Below are 26,528 nucleotides of genomic sequence, written 5' to 3' on the forward strand. Positions count from 1 at the left end.
CATCTGCAAACCCGATAGGAGACGGCCATGGCGACGCTGGTGTTGCAGGTGGCGGGCGGAGCCCTGGGCGCAGCCCTGGCCGGGCCAGCCGGCGCCATTGCCGGGCGGGCGCTCGGAGCCCTGGCGGGAAGCGCCGTTGATTCCAGCCTGCTATCCGCTCTGGACGGCCGCAAGGCGACCGCCGCGCCGACCTTGACCGACGCGCCTGGCCTCACATCCACCGAAGGCGCTCCGATCCCGAAGGCGTATGGTCGGGCCCGGGTCGGCAGTCAACTGATCTGGGCGACGCGAATTGAGCGCGTCGCCAGCTTCGCCTCCGGCCGTAGCGGCGCTGGCGGCAAGGGCGCCCTGTCCGATGCGGGGAGCGGCAAGGACCAGAGCTGGAGCTATTTCGCCAATCTCGCCGTCGGCCTGTGCGAGGGGCCCGTTGCCTTTGTCCGCCGCGTCTGGGCCGATGGCGAGGAGCTGGACCTGGCGACGGTGACCATGCGCGTCCATGTCGGCGCGGCGGATCAGCAAGCCGATCCGTTGATTGTCGCGAAGGAGGGCGCGGCCAATGCGCCGGCCTATCGCGGCCTGGCTTACGTCGTGTTCGAGCGTCTGCCGCTGGCTGGCTTCGGCAATCGCATTCCGCAGTTTTCGTTTGAGGTGGTGCGGCCGGTCAACGGCCTGTGCGGCATGATCCGCTCCGTCGATCTGATCCCCGGCTCGACGGAATATGGCTATGATCCGCTCTGGCGCGTGCAAATGCCGGCCGAGGGCGTCAGCGCCCCGGAGAATCGCCATCAGTTGCATGGCCCCACCGACATCGCCGCTTCGCTCGACGCCTTGCAGGCGCTGTGTCCCAATCTGCAGCGCGTGGCGCTGGTCGTCAGCTGGTTCGGCGACGATCTGCGCGTTGGCGAATGCACGATCGCGCCGCGCGTCGAGCGCCACGACAAACAGACCACCGGCGACCCGTGGATGGCGGGTGGTCAGGCCCGCGCCCTGACCCGGCAGGTAAGCCAGATTGAAGGCCGGCCCGCCTACGGCGGAACCCCATCCGACGCGGCGGTGATCCGCATCATTCATGAGCTGGCCGCGCGCGGCCTGGCCGTGACCTTGTATCCCTTCGTCATGATGGACATCGCTCCTGGCAATGGCCGGGCCGATCCGCGCGATTCAGGGCGCGAGCAACCGCCGTTTCCCTGGCGCGGTCGCATGACCTGCCATCCGGCCCCGGATGCGGCGGGGTCGCCGGATGGCTCGGCGGAGGCCGAGGCGCAGGTCGCGCGTTTCTTCGGTGATGCGGCGCCGGCGCAGTTCACGCCATATTTCGCCACCGTCGCTTTTTCTGGCGCGCCGCAATGGAGCTATCGCCGCTTCATTCTGCACTACGCGGCGCTGGCGGTGATGGCGGGGCACGTCGAGGCTTTCGTCATTGGTTCCGAGTTCGTTGGGCTGACGCGGGTTCGCGGCGTCGCGGGCTACCCTGCGGCGGAGCAGTTCGCCGGGTTGGCCGGAGACGTTCGCGCCGTGCTCGGCCCCGGCTGCAAGCTGGTCTACGCGGCGGACTGGACTGAATACGGCGGCCACGTGCGCAATGGCGGCGCCGACGTGGATTTTCCTCTCGATGTGGTCTGGGCCTCGCCGCACATCGATGCGGTGGGGCTCGATTATTATCCGCCGCTCTCCGACTGGCGCGACGGCGCCGGCCACGCCGACGCGGAGCTGGCGCGCAGCATCTACGATCTGGATTATCTCACCGGACAACTGGGCGCCGGCGAGGCGTTCGACTGGTATTACGCCTCCGACGCCGACCGGGCGGCGCAGATACGCTCGCCCATCGCCGACGGCGCCTGGGGCAAGCCCTGGATTTATCGCGCCAAGGATCTGATTGGCTGGTGGCGCAATCCGCACATGCGCCGCGCCGGCGGCGTCGAAGCGGGCGCCACCGCCTGGGTCCCGGCCAGCAAACCCATCTGGCTGACCGAGATCGGCGTGCCGGCCGTCGACAGGGGAACCAATGGTCCCAACGTCTTTCCCGATTCCAAGTCGTCCGAAAACGCTGCGCCGCCATTCTCCCGCGGCTTTCGCGACGACCTCATGCAGATGCGGGGCGTGCAGGCGATCATCCGCCGCTTCGATCCGGCCTTTGGCGCCGCCGATGACTGGAATCCGGTTTCCTCGCTCTATGGCGGCCGCATGGTCGATCCGTCGCGCATCCATGTCTGGGCATGGGACGCACGGCCGTTCCCGGCTTTCCCCGCCATGCCCGTTGTCTGGGGCGACGCCGCCAACTGGGGTTGCGGCCACTGGCTCAACGGCCGCCTCGAGGGCGTCGAACTGGCGGCGTTGTTGCGTCAGATGCTGGCGGATTTTGGCGTCGGCGGCCCGGACGCTCCTGTCGGGGCCATCGAGGTCGACGGCTATCTCGATGGCTATGTGGTCGACCGGCCCATGTCGGCGCGCGAGGCGTTGCAGCCGCTGTGCGATCTGCATGGCTGCCAGGCCGTTGCAAGCGGCGGGGCTGTGCGGTTCTGTGGGCCATCAGGCGTTATCTCGGCCTGGTTTGGGGCGGACGATCTGATCCCTGATGACGATGGCGCGCCGTGGCTGTTGGTCCGCGCCCAGGAAAGCGAACTGCCGCGTGAGGTTCGCATTGGCTTCACTGATGGCGATGGCGACTATCGCCGCGCCGCCGCCACGTCCCGCAGGCTCACGGGCTTCAGCCAGCGCGCGGCGGCGGCCAACGTGACGGCGGTCACCCATCGCGGCGCGGCGCAGCGGCTGGCCGACATCTGGCTGCAACGGCTCTGGCAGGCGCGCGATCACATCAGACTGCGCGTCTCGCCGCGAGCTCTGGCCCTGGAGCCGGGCGACGTCATCGCCGTGGCTATTGACGGGACCTGGCGGACCTGGCGCATCACCCGTCTGGTCGACGGAACACACCGGACCGTGGAGGCGGAAGCCATCGCCCTGACGCTGGCGGATGGCGCCGGCGCCCCATGGCGGCCGGCCGCCCGGGCGTCGCCGCCCTTGCCGGGGCCGCCACTGGCGTTTGCCCTCGACCTGCCAGCGGCTACGGTCCAGCCCGAGCCGCTGCAATATCTGGCGGCCTTCGCCGACCCATGGCCCGGGCCCCTGGCGGTGTGGCGGTCGGCCGATGGCGGCCACTTCGATCATGTCGGCCAGATCTCGGTTCCGGCCATGACGGGCCGGACCATCGCGCCCCTGCCGCCGGGGCCGCTCTGGCGGTTTGACCGAGTTAGCGGCTTTACGGCCGTCATGCGCGGCGGGGCCCTGGCCGCGATCGATGATGCGGCCCTGTTCGACGGCGCCAATCTGTTCGCGCTCATGGATGACGACGGCGTGGCCGAAATTCTCGCAGCAGGCCGTATTGAACTGATTGGCGACGCTGGCCGGAGCGGGCGGCTCTGGCGTTTCGGCAGACTGTTGCGCGGTCTTGGCGGCAGCGAGACGGCGGCAGGACGCCTGTTGCCAGCCGGCGCCAGGATCGTTGCGCTCGACCGGGCTTTGATGGCGCTGACCAGTGATCTGGGCGATCTCGGTCGCACCATGCGTTACCGGGTGGGGCCGGCCGGACGCGACCATGGCGACGGCGCCTTCCAGGAGCTGCAGGCGGCGCCATCAGCGCTGGCGCTGCGGCCGTTGGCGCCGGCGCACATCCGGGCGCGGCGTGGACCGGATGGCGTTATCATCAGTTTCATCCGCCGCAGCCGGTTCATGGCCGATGCCTGGGGCGAGGCCGAGCCGCCGCTGGGCGAAGCATTTGAGCGCTACAACATCGATATCCACGCCGGCGCTGACGTGAAACGCACGCTGAGCAGCGACGCCCCGGCGATCCTTTATCCGGCTGCGGCAGAGCTGGCCGATTTCGGGACGCCTCAGGCGACGCTCGATCTCGCCGTCATGCAGATCAGCGCCGCCGTCGGACGCGGCGTCCCGGCGCGCCTGGTTATCGCCATTTCCTGAAACCGTTGCGGAGTTTTCCATGACCGGGACCTTGCGCCTTGGCCTGCCATTGGTGGCGGCCGGGCAATCGCAGAAGCACGTCACCGTCAATGAAGGCCTCGTCATTCTCGACGACCTGGTCCAGCTTGCCGTACGCGACGCCGGCCGCGCCGCGCCGCCCGCCACGCCGGCGGACGGTGATCGCCACATCGTTGGAGCCGGGACGGGAGCCTGGACTGGCGCGGACGACCAGGTGGCTGTCTGGCAGGATGGCGCATGGCGTTTTTATCCGCCGGGACCCGGCTGGGTCGCCTACGTGCAGGCAATCAACCGCTTCATGGCCTGGGGCGGAACGCACTGGCGGGAAACCGGCGCCGCATCCAGCTTCGCGGACCCTTTTGCCAGGCCATTCAGCAGCCGCTCCCGTCAGCGCGTTGTCGTCGGGCTGGACAGCCTCGGCAGCAGCGGCGGCCAGCCGGGTTTCACCGACAATCTGCGCAGCCTTCTGACGGCATCGTTGGGAGACGCCGGGCCGGGGTTGCTGCCGCTCGATCATGAAACCATCGCTCTGCGCCTGAGCGGCGGCGACTATGCCGTGAGCGCCGGCTTCACCAATATCGCGACGCTGCCATGGAGCGATGCGAAACGCCGCCGCAGCCTGTTCGGCAAGGGGCTGTTCTGCCTCAACGTCGCGACGGATGAGCTGGCGAGCAGCGACTACCTTCTCCTCTCTGGCCCCGCGAGCGATGTCCATGCGGTCGATCTGTATTTCGAATGGACGGCTCCCGGCCAGTCGTTCCGGCTCCGGCAGTGGCCGACCGAAGTGCTGGATAACGCCATGCTGGTGCGTCAGGCGGATTACCCTGAACTGGGCGTTGTCCACAAACTGACGTTTCTGCTTGATATCGGCGGAGTTTACGCTGGCAAGGGGATCAATATCGAGCGCATCGCCTGTAGCGGCGAACCGCTGTATTTCTGGGCGGTGGAGATGCACGGCCCGGGCACAGGCCGTGACGGCGCGCAGGTTCTCGACATTGGCACGCCCTCGGCGGCGGCGCGGGACTGGGCCAACCTTGACGATGCGCGGATGCGGATGTGGGCCGATCTGCTGCAGGCCGATGTCTTCATTCTCAACGCCGGCATGAACGACCGCGGCTCATCGCCCCAGACCGACGTGGAGGCGCGGCGCAACGCGGCGGAATTCAGCCAGAGCCTGCATCGCATCGTTGATCGCCTCCAGAGTTGCGCCCGCACGCGTCTGTTGCTGGCGCGGCCGCTGGATCCGGCCGACGCTGCGACGACCGGCCTTCGCTACTACGACGCCGTTGTGAAGGCGGCCGCATGGGCGCGCGGCTGCGCGTTTTTCGATCAGCGCGACGCGCTTGGCGATTTCGCCACAGCCGACGCAGCCGGCGACATGTCCGGCGATGGCGTTCATCCTTCAGCGGCCGGCAACGCCCGGTTGGCCGCAGCCTGCGCCGGCCGGCTGGCCCATCTGGGCGCCTGATTCCGCCGCGAAATCACAGCACAACCGGAGGACCTCGATGGTTGCGACCAATCAGAAGGCCGCGCTGGCCCGCGTGCTGGGCCATGAAGGCGGCAATGCGGATGATCCGCATGACCCCGGCGGACGCACCAGCCGGGGCGTCACCCAACGCGTCTACGATGCCTGGCGACGCGGCCATGGCCAGCCGGCGCGCGATGTATTCCTGGCCAGCACGGCCGAAGTGCGCGCCATTTATCTGGAACAATACTGGCATCGCGTGCGCGCCGACGAACTGCCTGCCGGGCTGGACTATGCGGTTTTTGACGCCGCGGTGAATTCCGGGCCCGTGCAGGCGGTGAAGTGGCTGCAACGTGATCTGGGGGTGAGAGTGGACGGCGTCGTTGGCCAGGTGACGCTGACGGCGGCCCGTTCCCGCCAGGATGTGGCGGCCCTGATTGCTTCCCAGTGCGCACGACGTCTCGCATTTCTGAAGCAGTTGCGCATGTGGCGGCGCTTTGGCGCCGGCTGGACGAAGCGTGTCGCCAATGTCGAACGCGTCGCCACCGCCATGGCCGGCGGCGCCAGGTTAACGGAGAGCAAAAGCCGTGAGTCGACGCTGGTTGTCAGCGCCCGCGCTGATCCCGGCCAAATATCACGACCATCAGGCGCCGGATTTGCCGGGGCGGCCGCTGGGGCAGGCCTCGCCACCGCCGCTGCGGCGGAGGCGCTCGCCGACAGTCTGCGTCAGGCGGCGGCGGATATCGGTCTGGCGGCGCAATCGTTTCCCGCCGTCGCGGCCATGGCTTCGGCAATGACCGCCTGCGGCCTTTTGCTGCTCGTCGCTGGAGTCTGCTGGCGGCTCTACATTGCATGGCGCTGGCGCGTTATCGACAAGGCGCTCTGCGGGCCAACGGACACGGGTAACGACCGCATGGCTGCATGCAGTCCGGGGCTGGGGCTATTCCGGCGCCGCGGCGTCTTCCTATCAAAGTTCGGGGAGCGGCAGCCCAGGGTGTAGCGCGGGCGAGCTCCGCGCGTTACGCACATGACGCAGGGCGCGGCTCATGCAAATATCGGCGCGGAAATCGCTGCTGTCGGGCTTTGGGGGAAAGCGTGTTCAATTGCCTGGTGCTTCCGGATGCGACGTCAGTGATCAAGGCTCTCGGGCTGTGCTTGGTGTTCGCCAGCCTGGCGGCGGGGACGTCCCAGGCGCAGGCGCGCCCCAAAAGCGATGACCAGTGTCTGGGACAGGCAGAGGTGCGGGATCTGGTGAACCAGAATGCCGTGCTGCCGCCGGAGGTGGTGCTGAGGAAAGCCCGAGCGACGGTTGGTCCCGGCGCCAAGGTTCTGCGCGCCCTGTTGTGCCGGCGCGAGGGGCAATATGTCTATCGGCTCACGTTGTTGCGGCGCGACGGCCGCGTCATCCACCAGGTGGTCAGCGCGCGCCCGGCTCGGTCAGATGCGCCCCGCTAGAGCATTCTCAAGGAAAGTGGAACCCACTTTTCATAAAGAAAATGCGTCAAATTAAAGAGAAGGAGCATTTTCTGTGAATTGGTTTTCACCCCAAAAATGCTCCAGGTCTTTCAGCCGGGTGGGGCCTGCTTCTCCATGTTTTCGCCGGTAATTGTCATCAATCAGAACGACAGGCGTTTCGCCGGTTCAGGCTTGAGCGGCCCCGTGGCGGGCCGGAGCAGCGCGGAGAGCACGGTTGCGGTTGCTTGTGGTTGAGGATGACGCTGAGCTGAACCGGCAGATCTGTCATGCCCTTGAGGCGGCAGGTTATGCGGTGGATCGCGTGCTGGAGGGCCGGGAAGCGGTTTTTCTCGGGGAGACCGAGCCTTATGACGCAGTGATCCTCGACATGGGGCTGCCAGGGCTCGATGGTCTTTCCGTGCTGCAGCAATGGCGCGCTAGGGGCGTGGCCACGCCGGTGCTGGTGCTGACCGCGCGTGACCGCTGGAACGACAAGGTTCTGGCCTTCGATGCCGGCGCTGACGATTATGTCTCCAAACCCTTCCATATGGAGGAACTGCTGGCGCGTCTGCGCGCGCTGCTCCGGCGCTCGGCCGGACATGCGAGCAATGTGCTCGCCAGCGGACCGGTAAAACTGGATGTGGGGGCGGCGCGCGTCACCGTCGACGGCGCCGAGATTCGCCTGACTTCCCACGAGTTCCGGCTGCTGTCCTATCTGATGCACCATCCGGGCAAGACCATCTCGCGCACGGAACTGGTCGAGCATATCTACGATCAGGACTTCGACCGCGATTCGAACACCATCGAAGTCTTCATTGGTCGCTTGCGGCGCAAGCTTGGCGTGGAGATCATCGAGACGGTCAGGGGGCTGGGCTATCGTATCCCGGCCCAGGCTGAGGCGTCCGGCCGGTTGGCCGGAAAGACGGCGACATGAGATGGGCGCGAACAAAGCCGGATCAGGACCCGCATCGCGACTGAGCCGGTTGACCGGCCGCGAATCCTCATTGGCCGAACGTCTGGTGATTTCGGCCATTTGCTGGTGCGTGCTGATTTTCATCGTCGCCGGATTGATTCTCACCGCCATCTACAACCGGGCGACGGAGCGCGCTTTTGACGAGCGGCTGCAGGTCTATCTGACCGGTCTCGTGTCGGAAATGGCGGCGCCTGCTGGCGCTGACGGCAAGGAGCGCGTGGGCGTCGGCGAGCCGCGTTTCGACTTGCCCCTGTCGGGCTGGTATTGGCAGATCGCCCGCGTCGGCGGCGGTGCGGGCGATCTCCGCGCCTCCCGCTCCCTCTTCGGCTCCCAGTTGCCGCCGCTGCCCCCTCGCGCCGCCCGCGCCGAGGCGGCTCGCAACGATGGCGTCCGCGCCGGCTACGTGGTGGGCCCGGACGAGCGTCGCCTGCGCGTCATCTCGCGCACCATCGATTTCGGTGAGGAGGGGCGCTTCGACATTACCGTTGCCGGGCCTGCTGACGAGATCGAGGCGGAGAAACGGGAGTTCATCGTTTACGTCACGCTCACCTTTGTGCTGCTCGGACTGGCGCTGGCTTTGTCGACGCTTCTCCAGGTCAGGTTCGGCCTCGCGCCGCTCACCCGCCTGCGCAGCGCTATCGAGAAAGTGCGCCACGGAGATTCGGACCACATCGGCGGCTCCTATCCGCGTGACGTCGCGCCGTTGGCGGCTGAGCTCAATTTGCTGATCGACGCCAACCGCAAGATTCTGGATCGGGCGCGCACCCAGGTTGGCAACCTGGCCCACGCGCTGAAAACGCCCCTGAGCGTAATCGTCAATGACGCCGAACGCATTGCCGGCGCTGCGGATGGATCAGACTTTCCGGCGCGCGTGCGGGATCAGGCGGCGGTGATGCGCAACCAGATCAATTACTACCTGGACCGGGCCCGGGCTGCGGCGATCGCCGGCGCGCTTGGCGCTTTTGCTGACGTGGCGCCGGTTGTGAACGGCCTGACGCGGACGTTGCTCCGCATCCACGCCGGACGCGACATCGCGGTGGATGTATCGGTAGAGGAAGGGTTGCGCTTCCGGGGAGAGGCGCAGGATCTGCAGGATATGATTGGCAATCTGACCGACAACGCCTTCAAATGGGGACGTTCACGGGTGGCCATCACCGCAGGCGCCATCAGCAATCACGACGGCGCGCCGACCATCCGGATCGCCGTGGACGACGACGGGCCCGGCCTTGCGGCGGAGGCCTGGGCCGACGCCATGGCGCGCGGCAAGCGGCTGGATGAAGCCAAGCCAGGCTCGGGGCTTGGCCTGTCGATCGTCGCCGATCTCGCCGAGATGTACGGCGGAGCCCTGCAATTGCAGAAGTCCGCTCTTGGCGGCCTGCGGGCGGAACTGTCGCTTCCGGGCGTTGTGGCGCTGCCGCTGTCCGCAACCTGATTTTTTTATTATTTCTTGCCGGTTGCGGTTTGCGCTGAATTCGCGTGACCTTATGTCGCCGCGCTGCGCCATCTTGCGCCATCTGACTGAGCCGCCGGCCAGGCTATACGGCCTGAATGGCGATCTGGTTCATCTTCGCGCTCATGACCGGCCTGGCGATCGGGGCTGTTCTCTGGCCCCTGTCGCGTCGCGCCCCTGCGCCGGCAGGGCAGGTCGACGAACGGGCGTTTTATGAACAACGCCTTGCTGAAATCGCCCGGGACGCTGGCAGCGGCTATATCAGCGCCACGGAAGCCGACGCCGCGCGGGCTGAGGCCGCCCGCCGCCTGTTGCGGGAGAGCCGTTCAACTCTGGCAGGGCTCGCGGATGGTGAAAGCGAATATGCCCTGCGTCGACGCCGCGCCGCCTCCGCCATCGCACTTTCGACAATCCCGCTGATCACGCTGGCGATTTATGGCGCTGTCGGCTCGCCTGACATGAAGTCGTTGCCCATTGCGGAGCGCCGCGCAAGGCCGGTCGCCCAGGCTGACGCGGGCGATCTGATCGCGCGCATGGAGCGTCATCTCGCAACGAAGCCAGACGATGGCGCCGGCTGGGAGCTGCTGGCCCCGGTGTATCTGCGTTTGGGGCGACCGGATGAAGCCGTGAAAGCCTGGGCCAATGTGCTGCCGTTGCGCGGAGAAACGCCGGCGCGTCTCGCCAGCTACGGCGAGGCGCTGGTGGCCTCAGCCAACGGGTTGGTGGAGTCTTTCGCTCGTGAACTGTTCGAGCGCGCTGCGAAGGGCGATCCGGCCGCGCCCATGCCGAAATTCTATCTTGCTGTCGCCCTGGCCCAGGACGGCGATGTGAATGGCGCGCGCAAGGCCTTTGAAGCATTGCTGAAAAATGCGCCGTCCGATGCGCCGTGGCGCGGCGCCGTGGAAGCGCGCATCGCCGGCCTGCAGCGGCAGGCCATGACGAAGGACATCGCTTCCGCTCCCGCTGAGGCCCAGGGCGCGATGATCGCCGGCATGGTGCAGGGGCTGGCTGAGCGGTTGAAGGCCAATCCCGATAATCCAGAAGGCTGGCGCACGCTGGTGCGCTCTTACGTGGTGCTGGGTCGCAAGGCTGAAGCAGGCGCGGCGCTGGCTGAAGGCCTGAGCGCCCTCAGCGCCCGCCCGGCGGAAGCCGCCGGACTTGAAGCTTTTGCCCGTGAACTGGGCGTCAGATCCAAGACGCCCTGAGGACGACCGATGACGCGAAAGAAGCGCAGGCTGTTGCTGATTGGTTCTGCCGTCGCCGTGTTGAGCGTGGCTCTTGGGCTCGTGCTGTTCGCCATGCGCGATACGATCGTGTTTTTTTATGGTCCGACGGAACTGGCGCAGAAGAACATCCAGCCAGGCTCCCGTTTGCGCATCGGCGGACTGGTCAAGGAGGGCTCGGTGGAGCGTCTTGCCAGCCAGCAGGTGCGCTTCGCCATCACAGACTCAAACGCGGACGTTCGCGTGTCCTATGCTGGTCTGCTGCCAGATCTGTTTCGTGAAGGTCAGGGCGTGGTCGCCGAAGGCGTTTTGCAGCCCGACCGCACATTCGTTGCTGACAAGGTGCTGGCCAAGCACGACGAACGTTACATGCCGCGAGAGGTGGCGGACGCCCTGAAGAAGCAGGGTGTCTGGCAGGGCGGTGAAACAGCGGGAGCCGCGCGCCCATGATCGTCGAGATTGGACACTACGCACTGGTTCTGGCGCTGGCGCTGTCCGTGATCCAGACGGTTCTGCCGTTTTGGGGCGCGCGGGCGCGCGACGCATCGCTGATGGGGATCGGGCCCGTCGCCGCTGTCGGCGTGTTCGTCTGCGTCGCCATCGCCTTCGGAGCGCTCACGTGGGCCTATGTGACGTCCGACTTTACCGTCCGCAACGTTGTCGAGAACTCCCACTCGCTGAAGCCGCTGTTGTTCCGGATCACTGGCCTGTGGGGCAACCACGAAGGCTCCATGTTGCTGTGGGTGCTGGTCGTGGCGTTGTTCGGCGCGCTGCTGGCGGTTGCCCGCAATATGGCGCCTGGCGTGTTGCGCGCCGACGCCCTGGCGGTTCAGGGTCTCATAAGTCTCGCCTTTCTGACCTTCCTCGTCAGCGTATCCAACCCCTTTGCCCGCGTGGCTGCGCCGCCGGCTGAGGGGCAGGATCTCAATCCCATCCTCCAGGACATTGGCCTCGCCATCCATCCGCCGCTCCTTTACGTCGGCTATGTGGGGTTCTCGCTGGTGTTCGCCTTCGCTGCCGCGGCGCTGATCGGCGGGCGAATTGACGCCATCTGGGCTCGCGCGGTGCGGCCCTGGTGTCTCATCGCCTGGGTGTTTCTGACCCTCGGCATCGCCATGGGCTCATACTGGGCATATTATGAGTTGGGCTGGGGTGGTTTCTGGTTCTGGGATCCGGTCGAGAACGCCTCATTCATGCCGTGGCTTTCCGGCACGGCGTTGCTGCACTCCATCCTGGTCATGGAAAAGCGCGACGCCCTGAAGGTCTGGACCATCCTGCTGGCGATCATGACGTTCTCGCTGTCGCTGCTGGGCGCCTTCCTGGTGCGCTCCGGCGTGCTGACTTCGGTGCATACCTTCGCAACCGATCCCGGCCGGGGCCTGTTCATTCTTGCCATTCTGGTTTTCTTTATTGGCGGGGGCTTCGCGCTGTTCGCCTGGCGCGCGCCGTTGCTGAAAACCGGAGGTCTTTTTGCGCCGATTTCGCGGGAAGGCGCGCTGGTCGTCAACAATCTGCTTCTCGCCACTGCCTGCGCCACCGTGTTTATCGGCACGTTGTATCCGCTGGCGCTGGAAGGTCTGACTGGCGACAAGATTTCCGTTGGTCCGCCGTTCTATGACGCTACCTTCGTGCCGCTGGCGATGGCGCTGCTGCTGCTGATCCCCTTCGGCCAGGCGCTGGCCTGGAAACGCGGCGATCTGGCTGACGCCGTGTCGCGGCTGTTGTTTGTGATGGGCGTATCGATTGTCGTTTGTCTCGCCATTGTCTTCATCCAGCGCGGCGGCCCGGTCCTGGCGGTGATCGGCCTCTGGCTTGGCATTTTTGTCTTTGTTGGCGGAGCCAATGAAATCCTGAGCCGTAGCTGGAAGCGCGGCGTCCCGTTGTCGGTCATTCTGCGCCGGGCGGCCGGTCTCCCGCGTTCTGCCTGGGGCTCGGCCGTAGCCCATGCTGGTGTTGGCGTTTGCGTGATTGGCCTCGCGGCGCAAGCCTGGAGCATTGAGACGCTCGCCACCGTGCGTCCAGGACAGCCAGCGATCGTAGGCCCCTATGAGGTGGTGCTGACCGACAGCTTCTCCAGGCAGGTCGCCAACTATCGCGAGGACGTCGCCCGTTTCCACGTGTTGCGGGGCGGTGCGGTTATCCGGACAGTCGACGCCTCGAAACGCTTCTTCCCGGCGCGCAACACCTCGACGACCGAGGCCGGCATTTCCACCATAGGTTTCGGCCAGGTTTATGTGGCGCCGGGCGACGCGGGCGAGCACGGCCTTGGCGTTCGCCTTTACTGGAAGCCGTGGGTGTTGCTGATCTGGATCGGCGCGATAATCGCGGCCATCGGCGGCGCGCTCTCGTTCAGCGATCGGCGTCTGCGGGTTGGCGCGCCGACGCGCGGGAGGCGCAAGGACATGGCGGCGACGAACGTCCCCGCCATTGCAACGGTGGCGGCGCAGTGAGCCGGCGCGGGACGGGCGTGCTCGTGGCCGCCGTTGTTGGCCTTGGCGTGCTGGTGGCGGGCGCGGGCGTCAGCCATGCGCTCCAGCCCGGTGAAGTGCTGTCCGACAGCAAGCTGGAGCAGCGCGCCCGCGGCATCTCCCTCGGGCTGCGTTGTCTCGTTTGCCAGAACCAGTCCATCGATGATTCGGATGCGCAGGTGGCGCAGGATTTGCGACGTGTCGTCCGGCAGCGGCTTGTCGCCGGCGACAGTGATGCAGAGGTCCGGGCTTATATCGTTGACCGTTATGGTGATTTCGTTTTGCTGAAACCGCCGTTCAATGCGCGCACACTTTTACTATGGCTGGGCCCGGTCATTGTCCTGCTGTGCGGCGGCGCGCTTGTGCTGTGGGGACGTCGGCGCGCCCGCGCCGGGACGCCAGCGCTGAGCGCCGCGGAACAGGCGGAATTGCAGAAGCTGCTTGATGACCGGGAGCGGCGCATCTGAATTACGGGGCGTGATCTGAACTCCCTTACAAAATTGTCATGTTGCCGTGAGGTTGCCGTAAGCCTCCGGGCGTCATGGTCCACTCCAGAACAAGGCGAATACGCCATGGAGTGAATGAAACCATGATCGACAATCAAAACGACCTGACGAATACTTCTGATGCCCAGAGCCGCCTGCGTCGCAAGGGCGGTCGCAGCCGCCGCGCGTCCGTGCTGCTGGGCGCCGTTGCCCTTGGCGCCGTGACGGTCGCTGGCTTGGCTCAGGGGACTTTGCTGCCGCCGTATAACCAGGCTGTGGCCGCGACTGCCGCCGGCAATCCCGCCGCCGTCCAGCCCTCCTTTGCCGATGTCGTCGCCAAGGTGAAGCCGGCTGTTGTGTCGGTGCGCGTCAAGGTTGCCGAGGCGGCTCCGGCTGAAAGCAGCTTCTCTGGCGACGAATCTGGTTTTCCTCCTGGCAGCCCGATGGAGCGCTTCTTCCGTCGCTTCGGTGAAAATGCGCCGAATGGCGCGCCTGGCGGCGAGCGTCGTGGCCCTGGCCCCAAGCGCTTCGGTGAGGCGCAGGGCTCTGGCTTCTTCGTGACCAGCGACGGCTACATCGTCACCAACAATCACGTGGTGGAGAAGGGGACCAAGGTCGAGGTCACCACCGATGATGGCCGCACCCTGGCTGCAAAGGTGGTGGGCGTTGACCCGAAGACCGATCTGGCCTTGCTCAAGACTGAAGAAAAGGGACCGTTCCCGGCCGTTCCATTTGCCAAGGAAACGCCGCGTATTGGCGATTGGGTGATTGCGGTTGGCAATCCTTTCGGTCTCGGCGGAACTGTTACGGCGGGCATCGTCTCGGCGCGTGGCCGTGACATCGGCGCCGGCCCATACGATGACTTCCTGCAGATTGATGCGCCCGTGAACCGCGGCAACTCGGGTGGTCCGACCTTCAATCTCGCCGGCGAAGTTGTTGGCGTGAACACAGCCATCGCTTCGCCGTCCGGCGGCAGCGTCGGCATTGCCTTCGCCGTGCCCTCGGAGACCGCCGGCAAGGTTATTGCTGAAATCCAGGACCATGGTTCGGTGAAGCGCGGCTTCCTTGGCGTGCAGATCCAGCCTGTGACCCTGGACATCGCCGAGGGCATCGGCCTCGACAAGGCTCAGGGCGCCCTGATCGCCAGGGTGGAAGAGGGAAGCCCCGGGGGCAAGGCTGGCCTGAAGACCGGCGACGCCATCACCGCCCTGAACGGCAAGCCGGTGAAGGACGCCCGCGATCTGAGCCGCGCGGTGGCCATGCTTGATCCGGGCGCCACGGCTGAGCTCTCTGTCTACCGCAGTGGCAAAACAGAAACGGTAAAGGTGAAGCTGGGCTCCATGCCGGGTGAAAAGACCGCTGCGGCGGGACCAGGTTCCCCGGCAGATCTCGGCAAGCTGGGCCTTGCCCTGGCGCCGGCCGAAGAAGTGCGAGGCATGGAAGGCAAGGGCGTCGCCATCGTTGGCGTCGAACCTGGCTCTCAGGCGGAGGAGAAAGGATTGCGCGCCGGCGACGTGATCGCCGAGGCTGGCGGCCAGAAGGTCTCCACCCCGCAGGACGTGGCCAGCGCCATCGAAAAGAGCCGCAAGGAAGGGCGCAAGGCTGTGCTGCTGCAGCTCGCTTCTCCCCAGGGCGGCCGTTTCCTGGCCCTGACCTTGCCGACCGGCTGATCTGACGGTGCGTTCCGGCCCCGGCTCACTCACTCCCCGGAGCCGGAACGCCCGAAGCAACGCCAAACGTCATGGACGCGATCCGGTTGTGCTCAACCGGATCGCGCTCATTTTCTGGCGCACGCGCCGGCGTGTGGGCCTCTCGTTTTCGGTGAGGGCGCGCTATCATGACCGACATGAAGATTCTGGTTGTCGAAGATGATTCTGAAGCCGCCGCCTATATGGTCAAGGCGTTCCAGGAAAGCGGTCATGTGGCCGATCACGCGCCTGATGGGCTTGAGGGCTACGCCCTCGCGCGGGAGGAAACCTATGACGTGCTCGTTGTCGACCGCATGCTGCCGAAGCTGGATGGTCTCTCCCTGATCCGTTCCCTGCGCGAACAGAAGGTCGAGACGCCCGTGGTCATTCTGTCGGCGCTTGGCCAGGTCGATGACCGGGTGAAGGGTCTGCGCGCTGGTGGTGACGACTACCTTCCCAAACCTTACGCCTTCTCGGAACTGCTGGCCCGGGTGGAGGTGTTGTCGCGCCGCCGCCACGCCCCGGCGGCCGAGCAGACCACCTATCGGGTGGGCGATCTGGAGCTGGACCGGCTGGCGCACAGCGCCACGCGCGGCGGCAAGGAGATCGCGCTGCAGCCGCGCGAATTCCGGTTGCTTGAATATCTCATGAAACACGCGGGGCAGGTGGTGACCCGCACCATGCTGCTCGAAAATGTCTGGGACTATCACTTCGATCCCCAGACCAATGTCATCGACGTGCATGTGTCGCGGTTGCGCGCCAAGGTTGACAAGGGGCACGCCGCCCAACTCATTCACACCATTCGCGGCGCCGGGTACATGATCCGTGACAGCGCTCGGTAAGCTCGTCCGCACCACCGCGTTCAAGCTGACGCTGGCCTACCTCGTCGTTTTCGTGGTGATGGCGGGTTGCGTGCTCGCCTATGTCACGCAAAGCGCACGCGAATTGCTGCTGGAGCAGACCCGCACCACCATCGCCGCCGAAACCAGCGGCCTTGCTGAGCAATATCGCCTTGGCGGCGTCCGCCGGCTTGTGCATGTGGTTGAGCGCCGAACGCGGTTGCCAGGCGCCTCGCTGTACCTCCTGACAACTTTCACTGGCGAGCGCCTCGCCGGCAATGTAGGCGAACTGCCAGCCGGCGTCCTCGACGAGCAGTCGACGCGCGTCATCGAATATCGGCGCGATGACCGCCATGAGGACAAGCAGATCAATGGTCGGGCGCTGGTCCAGGTTTATGTGCTGCCCGGCGGCTTTCGTCTGCTGGTCGGGCGGGACCTTGAGGAGCAGGAGCGCCTGCGCGCCGTGATGTGGCGCGCCGCCGGAATCTCTCTCACTTTCATCACCATTCTCGGCTGCATTGGCGGCTGGTTCATCACCCGGCGCGTGCTCAAGCGGGTTGAGGACATTTCGGATACGGCGCAAACGATCATGGGCGGCGACCTGGCCGGGCGCCTGCCCGTGACGGGAACCGGCGACGAACTGGACCGCCTGGCCATGCATCTTAACGCCATGCTTGAACGCATTGGCGAACTGATGAATGGCCTCAAAGAGGTCTCGGACAATATTGCCCACGACCTCAAAACGCCCCTGACCCGTTTGCGCAATCACGCCGAAGAGGCGTTGCGCAGCAGCCGCGCGCCGGATGAATACGCCGCGGCCCTGGGGGCCGTCATCGAGGAGTCAGACAATCTCATCAAGGTGTTCAACGCCCTGCTGATGATTGCGCGCCTTGAGGCCGGCGGGGAGCCGCAGGACAGCATGGCGGAGTTTGACGCCGCCGAGGTGGCCCGGAGCGTTGTTGAGCTTTACGAGCCATTGGCGGAAGACGCCGGCATGACTGTTTCCGTCGACATGCCGGAACATCTGCCCATGTACGGCAGTCGTGAACTGCTGGGGCAGGCGCTCGCCAATTTGGTCGACAACGCCTTCAAATACGCCGTCCCGCCTGAGGGGGCGTCAAGCGGTCAGGCGCCGGCGCTGTGCATTTCCGCGAGCAAGGCAGGGGCTGGCGTGGAAATCGCCGTTTCCGACAACGGACCGGGCATCCCGGAAGACAGCCGCCACCACGTCGTCGAGCGTTTCGTGCGTCTGGAAGGCTCGCGCAGTCGCCCTGGCTTCGGACTTGGGTTAAGCCTTGTATCGGCGGTGGCTCGTCTGCACGGCGGACGGTTGCGGATTGAAGACAATCACCCGGGGCTGCGCGTCATACTTGAATTGCCTGGGAAGGGCGCATCCGCATGAGCAGAACGTCGGGAGAGCGGGCGGAAACCGCAACGCAGGAATTGGCTGCTCTGGCAACGCGTTTCGCGGGCGCCCCCAGGGGGGGCGATGCGGCGGCCATGCGGTCCGCCCGGGCGAGCGTTGCCGAGCTGATTGCCGAGAACAGCGAAAAGGGCGGCGGACTGGCGTCGGCCCTGGAAGAAGCGCCGCTGATCCGCGATGTATTGCTTGGCGTTTTCGCCCATTCTCCCTTTCTGTCGCGCCTGCTGCGGGCGCGCGCCGGCCGGATCGACGCATTTTTGTTGACGGCGCCCGAAACCGCGCACGCCGCCCTCGTGGCCGAGGCCGCTGACGCCTGGCGCCAGGCCGGTGATCAGGCTGGGCTGATGAAGGCCTTGCGGCGGCTGCGGGCCGATAATGCGCTGCTGGTGGCGCTGGCTGATCTTGGCGGCGTCTGGAGCGTCGAGCAGGTGACCCGCGCCCTGACGGCATTCGCCGATGCCTGCGTTGGCGCCGCCGCGCGCTTCCTGCTGGCCGAGTTGGCCCGGCAGGGACGCCTGCTGGTTCCGGACGCTGATGCCCCCGAGCAGGGGTGTGGCCTGACCATCCTTGCCCTTGGCAAACATGGCGCTGGCGAGCTCAATTATTCCAGCGATATCGATATCGTCGTGTTTTACGATCTCGAGGCGCCGCTCAAGGACGGGCTCGCCGCCTCCCAGATTTTCGTCCGGTTCACCCAGTCGCTGGCCAAAATCCTGCAGGAGCGCACTGGCGACGGTTATGTCTTCCGGGTCGACCTGCGCCTGCGCCCCGATCCCGGCTCCACCGCGCCGGCCATCTCCCTGCCAGCCGCCTTTTCCTACTACGAAACAGTTGGCCAGAACTGGGAGCGCGCCGCCTACATCAAAGCCCGGCCAATCGCCGGCGACGTGCAGCTTGGGGCGGCGTTTCTGAAGGATTTGCGGCCGTTCATCTGGCGCAAATATTTCGACTTCGCCACCATCGCCGACATCCATGCGATGAAGCGGCAGATCCATGTGGTCAAGGGCCATGATCAGATCGCCCTGGCGGGGCACGACATCAAGCTGGGTCGCGGCGGCATTCGCGAGATCGAGTTTTTCGTTCAGACCCAGCAATTGGTGTTTGGCGGCAGACGCGAGAATTTGCGCGGCGCCCGCACCCTCGACATGCTGGCCGCCCTTGCCGGGGACGGCTGGATTTCCGCCGAAGCCCGCGACGAATTGAGCGACGCCTACCGGTTCCTGCGCACGCTGGAGCACCGCCTGCAGATGGTCGGCGATGAGCAGACCCAGCGCTTGCCGGATGATGCGGAGCGACTGCAGGACTTCGCCCGTTTCGCCGGCTTCGCTTCGACCAAAGCCCTGGGCGCGGCGCTTGAAAAGGTGGCGCGCACCGTCCAGCATCACTACGGCCTGCTCTTTGAGGAAGGCCCGGCGCTGGCGACAGAAGCTGGCAGCCTGGTGTTCACGGGCTCCAGCGACGATCCCGATACGCTCGAAACCCTGCGCCGCATTGGTTTCCGTGAACCGTCTGTGGTGACGGAAACCATTCGCGGCTGGCATTTCGGCCGACGTCCAGCCATCACCAGCGCCCGGGCGCGGGAGGTGGTGACGGAGCTGACGCCCGGGTTGCTCGGCGCCCTTGGCCGCACGGCCGACCCGGATGGCGCGTTGGCCGCCCTCGATCGCGCCTTCGGCCGTATGCCCGCCGCCGTTGAACTCCTGTCGATGTTGCGCTCAAACGAGCGGTTGCTGAACCTGTTCGCTGATCTGCTGGGCACCGCGCCGCGCCTGGCCGACATCGTTTCCGAACGTCCGCATGTGCTGGACGCCATCATCGATCCTGCCTTCGCCGAGGACGCCCAGAAGCTCGACAGCCTCGCCGCGCGTATTCGCGGCCATATCGGCAGACCGGCCAGTTTCGAGGAGTTTCTCGATCGCGCCCGCGACGCCGCGCGGCTTGCCCAGTTTGTGGTTGGCGCCCGCATGCTCACCGGCATCTACGCTCCGGAGCGGGCGGGGCAGGGCTTCGCCGTTATAGCCGATGCGATTATCGCCGCCTGCCTCGAGGCCGTGCTGTCGGCGTTCCGGGATGATCATGGCGTCGTGCCTGGCGGTGAAATCGTTGTGATGGCTTATGGCCGCCTCGGTTCGCATCAACTCACCGCTTCATCCGATCTTGATCTGGTGGTCATCTATGACTTCGATCCGGAACAGGCCGAGAGCGATGGCGCGCGTCCATTGCATGCATCCGTCTACTATAACCGTCTGACGCAACGTCTGGTCAGCGCCCTGACAGTGCCGACACGGCGCGGTCGCCTTTACGACGTGGACATGCGCTTGCGGCCCGATGGCCGCAAGGGCGCCGTCGCCACCCAGTTCTCCGGCTTCACCCGCTATCAGACCACCGAGGCGGAAACCTGGGAGCACATGGCGTTGACGCGCGCGCGCGTGGTCGCTGGCGACCCAGGTCTTGCCCAGCGCGTCTCGGACGCCGTGCGTGAAGTGATCGACCGGCCGCGCGACCACACGGCCCTGGCGAAGAGCGTGCGGGACATGCGCGCCCTGGTGGCGCGGGAGAAGGGCGATCGCAGCTCCTGGGACCTGAAGCTGGCCTCAGGCGGGTTGATGGACGTGGAGTTCGTCGCCCAGTATCTGGCGCTTGGCTGGCCGGGCCTCTCCGCCGGTCTGGAGCGCGTGGACGCCGGGCAGATCATCCATGCCGCCATCGACAGGCACGTGCTGCCAGCGGCGGATGGCGAGCCGCTTTGCGCTGGCTATGCGGTGATGGAGGACGTGTTGCAGTGGGAGCGTCTGACCGTTGACGGTGATTTCAATGCGAAGAACGTGGCGCCGGCGGTGCTGAAGCGCATCGCCAATGCCGTGGGGCTGCCGGACGTGAAGATGCTGGAGGCGCATCTGGCGACGCTGCGCGCCGACGTGCGCGCCGCCTTCCGGCGGGTCCTCGGCGGTTAACGGAGAAAACGCACAGCCTGTCAGGCCGCTGCGTGATCGGCGCCAAGCGTGGGGACCTGCAGTGGCAGGCGCACGGTGATGACAGCGCCGTGCCCCAGTTTCGACTGGATGTGCAGCGCGCCGCCATGCATCTCCGCCAGGGAGCGGGCGATGGCAAGGCCAAGTCCTGCCCCTTTGTTCGCCTTGTTAAATTCGCCTTCCACCTGTTCGAATGGACGTCCCAACGTGTCGATCGCCTCGGCCGCGATGCCGACGCCGGTGTCGATGACGTGGAGATCGACCAGATCGTCGCTGAGGCGGGCGCGCACGGTGATCTCACCACCTTCCGGCGTGAACTTCACCGAGTTGCGCAGCAGGTGAACAAGGATCTGCTGCAGGGCGCGCGGATCGGCCTCCATGCCGAGTTTTTCTGGTGCGTCAACATCCAGACGCAACCCCTTGCCGCTGGCGGCTTCACTGACCGTCGAGACGGCGGCGTCGATGACGGCGCGACCATCGATGCGCTGGGGCTCGATCTTCCGGCTGCCAGTGTCGATCCGCGACATTTCCAGAATGTCCTCGACCATCGCCAGCAACTTCTGGCCGCTGCCCCGGATGTCGCGTGAGTAATCCGTGTACCGGGCGTTGCCGAGCGGGCCGAACATCTCTCCTTCCATCATTTCCGAGAAGCCGATGATGGCGTTGAGCGGCGTGCGCAGTTCGTGGCTCATATTGGCGAGGAACTCGGACTTGGCCCGGTTGGCCGCTTCGGCCTTGCCCTTCTCCTCACGATAACCTTCGGCGAGGTCCGCCAGCTGCTGTCCGCGCATTTCCAGGGCCTGACGGGAGCGGCGCAGATCGGAAACCAGCACGAGCAGGCGGCGCTCCGAATCGACCAATTGTTCTTCGTGACGCTTCAGCCCCGTGATGTCGGTGCCAATGGAGACCAGGCCGCCGTCCTTGGTGCGGCGCTCGTTGACCTGCAACCAGCGGCCATCAGCCAGTTCGGCCTCGTAGGTCTGGGCGTCGCGGCTGGCGACGGCGCCATTGATGGGCCGGGTCTGCACGATCGGCAAAATACCCTGCTGCATCAGCTCTTCCTGCGTCATGCCGGTGACCTGCAGCTCCGGCGGCAGGCGGTGCAGGCTGCGGAACTTCGAGTTGCAGGTGACAAGGCGCTGGTCCTGCCCCCACAGGACGAAGGCTTCAGAAATGCTCTCGATTGCATCGCTAAGGCGGTTGTCGGAGGTTTTTTTCAGCGCGGCCATACGGCGTTGCTCGGTGATGTCGACCGAGATGCCAATCAGGTGCGGGCCGTCCTGATCCTCGCTACGCTCCACCAGTTCGCTGCGGTGACGCAGCCAGATCCACTCCCCGGCGGCGTTGCGGATGCGGAATTCGTAATCAACCGTATCGGCGCGGGCCCCGGCCAGCATGTCAGCCAGACCGTAGAGGTCGCCGTCATCCGGATGCACCATGGCGTTGACTTCGCCAAATGACAGAAACTCGTTCTGACGGGTCAGGCCCAGCAGGGCGTACATGCTGTCGGACCAGTAGATGCGACCGCGGGCGATGTCCCAGTCCCAGAGGCCGCAACGGCCGCGGTTGAGCGCGGTGTCGATGCGCTCCGTCACCCGCTCGGTGATGTCGTCGGCGTCGCGAGCCCGGGCTGATTGCATGAAATAGGCGGCGGCGATGGCCACAAGCACCAGTGAGGCTGTGAGCAGCAGCGTGCCGTAGTTGCGCGTCAGGGCGCGCCACGGGGCCAGGGCGTCATCCAGCGGCTGGATGACGGCGAGCTGGCCAAGCGGAGCGGGCAGGTTCCGGACCGTGGCGAGAACCCGCTGGTTGTTGGCCAGCGAGATTTCCATGACGCCAGCGCGGTCGGCAAAGGTGGTGAGGGGCTGGGCCGGTCCCAGCCAGTTCGCCAGCCGGCCCTGCGTCGGCGCGCCGGCCGGCGCTGCGGCGACAATGTTTCCGGCGGCGTCGGAGATGATGACCGAGCGACCGGCTGCCAGCGCCTGCGACGGCGCGTGGGCTTCCAGGAGCGCGCGTCCGACCGTGGCGGGGCTGGTGGAGTTCGTCGCCCCTGGCGTTGCCGTGGCGTGAGCCAGAGATGCGGCAAGCAGGTCGATGGTGATCGCGGCCTCGTCGATCGCCTCTGAGCGCGAGCTGACGGCCTGGAGCACGGCGCTGAAGGCGAGGGTGAGAACGAAAACGCCAAGAAGGCAGGGAACGGCGAGCTTCAGCCAGGGCTCAGCGGCGACCAGCCTGCCCAGGGCCGGGTGCGTGATGGATTTCGCCACTCCCAGAACGGTGGCCGCGCGCGCAGGTGCGCGTGCGGGCGTCGCTTGGACGCGCGCCATCTCAATCCCCCTTCGGAATCCCGCCAAAAACCATCAGGTTGATGTGCCGCATCTTCCCGAATCACCACCATCTGAATCGTATTTTGTTGCTTTGTCCAGAGTGGTTTCCGGTTCGTTAGCGGGGAGCGGGGCGCAGGATTATTGGCGTTCCTGGGGGTTGGGGAAGCGACGGACGCTTCCCCTGGATGTTGTGGTTCCCGCGTGCTTCAGCCCGCCGCCAGCATCCTGTTGAGAATGTCCTGCGTATCCACTGAAAGCCCGGGCCGGCTGGCGATGCGTTGCAGGGCCGCCAGGGCGTGGCCGCGACGGCCTGGCTCCAGCGTCCGCCACGCCCGGAAGGCGGTGAGCATACGCGAGGCCACCTGCGGGTTAATCCGGTCCAGCTCGAGGATGACGTCAGCGATCAGGCTGAAGCCCGCACCGTCGGCCCGCGCGAACTGGGTCGGGTTCGAGAGGGAGAAAGCGCTGAGCAGCGCCCGGGCGCGGTTGGGATTGGAAAGCGTGAAGCCAGGGTGCGACATCAGCTGGCGGACGCGGTCGAGTGTTCCGTTCTCGGGGATCATCGCCTGCACGCCGAACCATTTGTCCATGACCAGCGGATCATCGCCGAATTCGCGCTCCCAGGCCGCCAGCGCTTCCTCACGGCGGGCTCCGGGCAACAGGGAGAGCGTCGCAAGCGCCGCCATCCGGTCCGTCATGTTGCCTGCGTCGTGGAACTGGGCGGCGGCGCGCTCCGCCCCTTCTTCTGGCGCGGCCGCGGCGATGAGATCGAGGGCGAGATTGCGGAGCGCCCGCCGGCCCGCCGCCTGGGCGCCGGGGTCAAACGCTCCGTCCGGTTCCGCCGCATCGCGGATGGCGCGCAGCGCGGGCAGCAGCGCCGTCGCCATCGCCTGACGCAGCGTCTGCCGCGCCGTGTGAATGGCGTCAGGGTCGATATCCGAACCGATTTCGCGGGCGATATCCCCTTCTGTCGGCACGCTCAGGGCCTGGGCGACAAAGGCCGGATCGCGCGCGCCCTCGCTGGCGAGGAAGTCCTCCAGGGCCCCAGCGAAAGCCGGCGCGCCAACCCGCGGGCGCCCGGCCCGGAGCGCGGCCACATCCGCCGCCAGATGCTTCAGCATCAGGTTCTGCACCGCCTGCCATCGGTTGAAGGCATCGGAATCCGCGCGGAACAGCAGCAACTCATCAGCGTCGCTGAGGTCGATGTCGCAGCGCACTGGCGCGGAAAAGCCCCTGAACAGCGATGGCGTTGGACGTTCCGTGACATTCCGGAACGTCACGGTCATTTCCTCCTGATCGAACACCAGAACGTCGTCCTGCAGCGGCGCATTATTGTCGGCCTGCAACGGGAGTTCGCGGCCGCTGGCGCCAATCAGGCCCATCTGGATGGGAATGACCTGGGCGCGCTTCTGCGTCTGGCCCGGAGTCGGCGGCGTCATCTGCTTGAGGCGCAACGTCCAGGTTTCCGCCTCTTCGTCCCAGACGCCGCGCGCCGTCACCAGCGGCGTGCCTGCCTGCGCATACCATTGGGCGAAGTGGTCGAGGTTTTTGCCGCTTGCTTCAGCGAAGCAGGCGAGGAAATCCTCGATCGTCGCCGCATGGCCATCGTGACGGCTGAAATAAAGGTCCAGCCCGGAGCGGAATGCGTCTTGCCCGAGCAGGATGCCGAGCATGCGCACCAGCTCGGAGCCTTTCTCATATACAGTAGCCGTGTAGAAGTTGTTGATTTCGCTGTATTGCGTTGGCCGCACCGGGTGGGCGAGGGGACCTGCGTCTTCCACGAACTGGGCGGCGCGCAGGGTGCGAACGTCGGCGATGCGCCGCACCGGGCGCGAGCGCTGGTCGGCGGAAAATTCATGGTCGCGGAAGACCGTGAGCCCCTCTTTCAGGCACAACTGGAACCAGTCGCGGCAGGTGATGCGGTTGCCGGTCCAGTTATGGAAGTATTCGTGGGCGATGATGGCTTCGATATTGGCGTAATCCGCGTCGGTCGCGGTTTCGGGGCTGGCCAGAACATATTTGTCGTTGAAGATGTTCAGGCCCTTGTTCTCCATCGCGCCCATATTGAAGTCGGACACCGCCACCACATTGAAGACGTCGAGATCATATTCGCGGCCGAAAGTCTCCTCGTCCCAGCGCATCGAGCGGGCCAGGGCGTCGAGCGCGTAGCCGGCGCGGTCAGCCTTGCCAGGCTCCACATGCACCGCAATCTCGACCGCGCGCCCGGACATGGTGGTGAACGGTTCAGAGACCGTGTCCAGCCGCCCGGCCACCAGCGCGAACAGATAGGCGGGCTTGGGGAAGGGGTCATGCCAGATGGCGTAGTGTCGGCCGGTTCCAGACAGTTCCCCGCTTTCCTGCAGGTTGCCGTTGCCCAGCAGCAGCGGCGCTTCGTTCCGGTCCGCCTCGATGCGCGTGGTGTAAACCGACAGTACGTCCGGCCGGTCAAGAAAATAGGTGATGCGTCGAAAGCCTTCGGCCTCGCACTGGGTGCAATAGACGCCGCTGGAGCGGTACAGGCCCATCAGCTTGGTGTTGGCGGCCGGGTTGACGCGCGTGATGATGCGCAGCCGGAACGGCTGCTGCGGCGGCGCATGCAGGGTCAGGCCCTGGGGCGAGCTTTCCCATGCTCCTGCCGGCGGCGCAGCGCCGTCAACGGTGAATTCGCGCAGCTCCAGTTCGTCGCCGTCCAGCCGCAGCGGAGCGCCAGCGGAGCCGGCCGGATTGGGGCGCATGTCGAGTTCCGCCGTCACGATGGCGTCGTCGGCATGCAGCGAAATGTCGAGTGAAACGGCGTCAATCAGATAGTCGGATGGGCGGTAGTCGGAGAGACGGACAATCGGAGGGGTGTCTGTGCGCATCTTGATCCAGCCGTTTCGGATTTGTTCCATTGTCCAGCCGCGTGCAGCGGGACAGCGGGCGCGCGGGAGGCGCGCTGGCGACTATGGACCCGGGGGGAGGTTGACTGCAATGCTGGCGGCGCTGCTGGGCCAGATCCAGCGCGGCGTGGCGCGCGCGAGAACCCGAAAAACCGACAGGACGCTGGTTTCCAGGTTATGCACAGGACCTGATGATGTCATAAAATCGTCAATAGATTGACTGGAAACGACAAATCAGAAATTTGAAAATATGTTATTAAAAATTCCGCGGCGCAGAAATTTTTTGTTGCGCATGCGACGATTGTGGGGATAGGGTCTGTCCCAAGAAAAAAGGCTGCGCCGAAGCGCAGCCAAGTCTAGGGAGGAAACGCCCAAGGAGGGCATGCAGCATCGCTGCTGCAGTTTCGACATTAGACGTAATTTCCTATTATGACAATCTTTTTCTTCGCCTTTCCAGTGAGAGGCCGTTTGTGCTGACGCGACGACCTCGCGGTTGTGGTATCCGCCAGTCTATCCAGGGCAGACCTGCCGTAGTTCCGGCGTCTCCATCTCCCTTGAAAATGTCTGTCAGTTGCGCGTCTTCGGGCTGCAGGCGGCCTTGTCCCGCGGTGTGATCTCTGCCGTAAGGGCGCCGCCGCTTCGTCTGTCTTCGCTTTGTGGAGTTTGGCGGCGAATGCCGGATGCAACAGGGAGCGGGCAATTCATTGGCGAGGCCGATGAAACTGGCGTTTGCCCCGGACGTGACCGGAGAGGGGCGCCAACGCCAAATTCACTGCGCCAGCGCATCCAGCGGCGCGATTTGCTTTTCCCGCGCCAGATGGTCATTTTCTGCAACCTTGCATTCGCATTCTGCGGGCGGCCGACGCTCCGCTGACAATGCTGTTGGGA

16 protein-coding genes are annotated in these 26,528 nt (G+C 65.7%); 14 read left to right on the forward strand and 2 right to left on the reverse strand.

Features of this window, described 5'->3' with window-relative positions; all coding sequences use genetic code 11:
- The first annotated feature begins 27 nt into the window (after positions 1-27).
- The 14 genes from IE243_RS08175 to IE243_RS08240 all read left to right on the forward strand — a co-directional run bounded on the left by IE243_RS08175 (position 28) and on the right by IE243_RS08240 (position 20,416).
- Positions 28-3,975, forward strand: a complete 3,948-nt coding sequence (locus IE243_RS08175; RefSeq protein ID WP_191318856.1) for a baseplate multidomain protein megatron — start codon at positions 28-30, stop codon at positions 3,973-3,975.
- A 19-nt stretch (positions 3,976-3,994) separates the two neighbouring features.
- Positions 3,995-5,461 (forward strand): DUF2793 domain-containing protein, encoded by a 1,467-nt coding sequence (locus tag IE243_RS08180; protein WP_191318857.1) that lies wholly within the window; start codon positions 3,995-3,997, stop codon positions 5,459-5,461.
- A gap of 37 nt (positions 5,462-5,498) precedes the next feature.
- Positions 5,499-6,458 carry a glycoside hydrolase family 108 protein gene (locus IE243_RS08185; protein ID WP_191318858.1) on the forward strand — a complete coding sequence of 320 codons (960 nt, stop codon included), beginning with the start codon at positions 5,499-5,501 and terminating at the stop codon, positions 6,456-6,458.
- A gap of 131 nt (positions 6,459-6,589) precedes the next feature.
- A complete protein-coding gene (locus tag IE243_RS08190; RefSeq protein ID WP_191318859.1) occupies positions 6,590-6,913 on the forward strand; it encodes a PepSY domain-containing protein in 324 nt (107 codons plus the stop codon).
- Positions 6,914-7,148: 235 nt separating this feature from the next.
- Positions 7,149-7,847 (forward strand): response regulator transcription factor, encoded by a 699-nt coding sequence (locus IE243_RS08195; RefSeq protein WP_191318860.1) that lies wholly within the window; start codon positions 7,149-7,151, stop codon positions 7,845-7,847.
- A gap of 1 nt (position 7,848) precedes the next feature.
- Positions 7,849-9,318, forward strand: coding sequence for a sensor histidine kinase (locus IE243_RS08200; RefSeq protein WP_191318861.1), 1,470 nt, complete (start codon positions 7,849-7,851; stop codon positions 9,316-9,318).
- A gap of 116 nt (positions 9,319-9,434) precedes the next feature.
- Positions 9,435-10,541 carry a c-type cytochrome biogenesis protein CcmI gene (gene ccmI / locus IE243_RS08205; RefSeq protein WP_191318862.1) on the forward strand — a complete coding sequence of 369 codons (1,107 nt, stop codon included), beginning with the start codon at positions 9,435-9,437 and terminating at the stop codon, positions 10,539-10,541.
- A 9-nt stretch (positions 10,542-10,550) separates the two neighbouring features.
- Positions 10,551-11,009 (forward strand): cytochrome c maturation protein CcmE, encoded by a 459-nt coding sequence (gene ccmE / locus IE243_RS08210; protein ID WP_191318863.1) that lies wholly within the window; start codon positions 10,551-10,553, stop codon positions 11,007-11,009.
- A complete protein-coding gene (locus IE243_RS08215; protein ID WP_191318864.1) occupies positions 11,006-13,009 on the forward strand; it encodes a heme lyase CcmF/NrfE family subunit in 2,004 nt (667 codons plus the stop codon). The genes ccmE and IE243_RS08215 overlap by 4 nt, the downstream gene beginning before the upstream one ends.
- Positions 13,006-13,494: a cytochrome c-type biogenesis protein gene (locus IE243_RS08220; RefSeq protein WP_244642966.1), complete on the forward strand. Its 489-nt coding sequence runs from the start codon at positions 13,006-13,008 to the stop codon at positions 13,492-13,494. Before IE243_RS08215 ends, IE243_RS08220 begins: the two co-directional genes overlap by 4 nt.
- A 122-nt stretch (positions 13,495-13,616) precedes the next feature.
- Entirely contained in the window at positions 13,617-15,182 is a 1,566-nt protein-coding gene (locus tag IE243_RS08225) for a Do family serine endopeptidase (RefSeq protein ID WP_191318865.1), read from the forward strand.
- 176 nt (positions 15,183-15,358) lie between these two features.
- Positions 15,359-16,042: a response regulator transcription factor gene (locus tag IE243_RS08230; RefSeq protein WP_191318908.1), complete on the forward strand. Its 684-nt coding sequence runs from the start codon at positions 15,359-15,361 to the stop codon at positions 16,040-16,042.
- The gene (locus IE243_RS08235) at positions 16,026-17,441 is read left to right on the forward strand and encodes a sensor histidine kinase (protein ID WP_244642968.1); all 1,416 of its coding nucleotides are present in this window, start codon (positions 16,026-16,028) and stop codon (positions 17,439-17,441) included. The genes IE243_RS08230 and IE243_RS08235 overlap by 17 nt, the downstream gene beginning before the upstream one ends.
- Positions 17,438-20,416, forward strand: a complete 2,979-nt coding sequence (locus IE243_RS08240; RefSeq protein WP_191318866.1) for a bifunctional [glutamine synthetase] adenylyltransferase/[glutamine synthetase]-adenylyl-L-tyrosine phosphorylase — start codon at positions 17,438-17,440, stop codon at positions 20,414-20,416. Before IE243_RS08235 ends, IE243_RS08240 begins: the two co-directional genes overlap by 4 nt.
- Positions 20,417-20,436: 20 nt before the next feature.
- Here IE243_RS08240 and IE243_RS08245 read toward each other — a convergent pair whose 3' ends face one another.
- Complete coding sequence (locus tag IE243_RS08245; protein WP_191318867.1) at positions 20,437-22,761, reverse strand: PAS domain-containing sensor histidine kinase; 2,325 nt, start codon at positions 22,759-22,761, stop codon at positions 20,437-20,439.
- A 206-nt stretch (positions 22,762-22,967) separates the two neighbouring features.
- Positions 22,968-25,622 (reverse strand): aminopeptidase N, encoded by a 2,655-nt coding sequence (gene pepN / locus IE243_RS08250; RefSeq protein ID WP_191318868.1) that lies wholly within the window; start codon positions 25,620-25,622, stop codon positions 22,968-22,970.
- Positions 25,623-26,528: the final 906 nt, after the last annotated feature.

It is taken from the genome of Camelimonas fluminis, assembly GCF_014656355.1.
Classification (GTDB): Bacteria; Pseudomonadota; Alphaproteobacteria; order Rhizobiales; family Beijerinckiaceae; genus Camelimonas; species Camelimonas fluminis.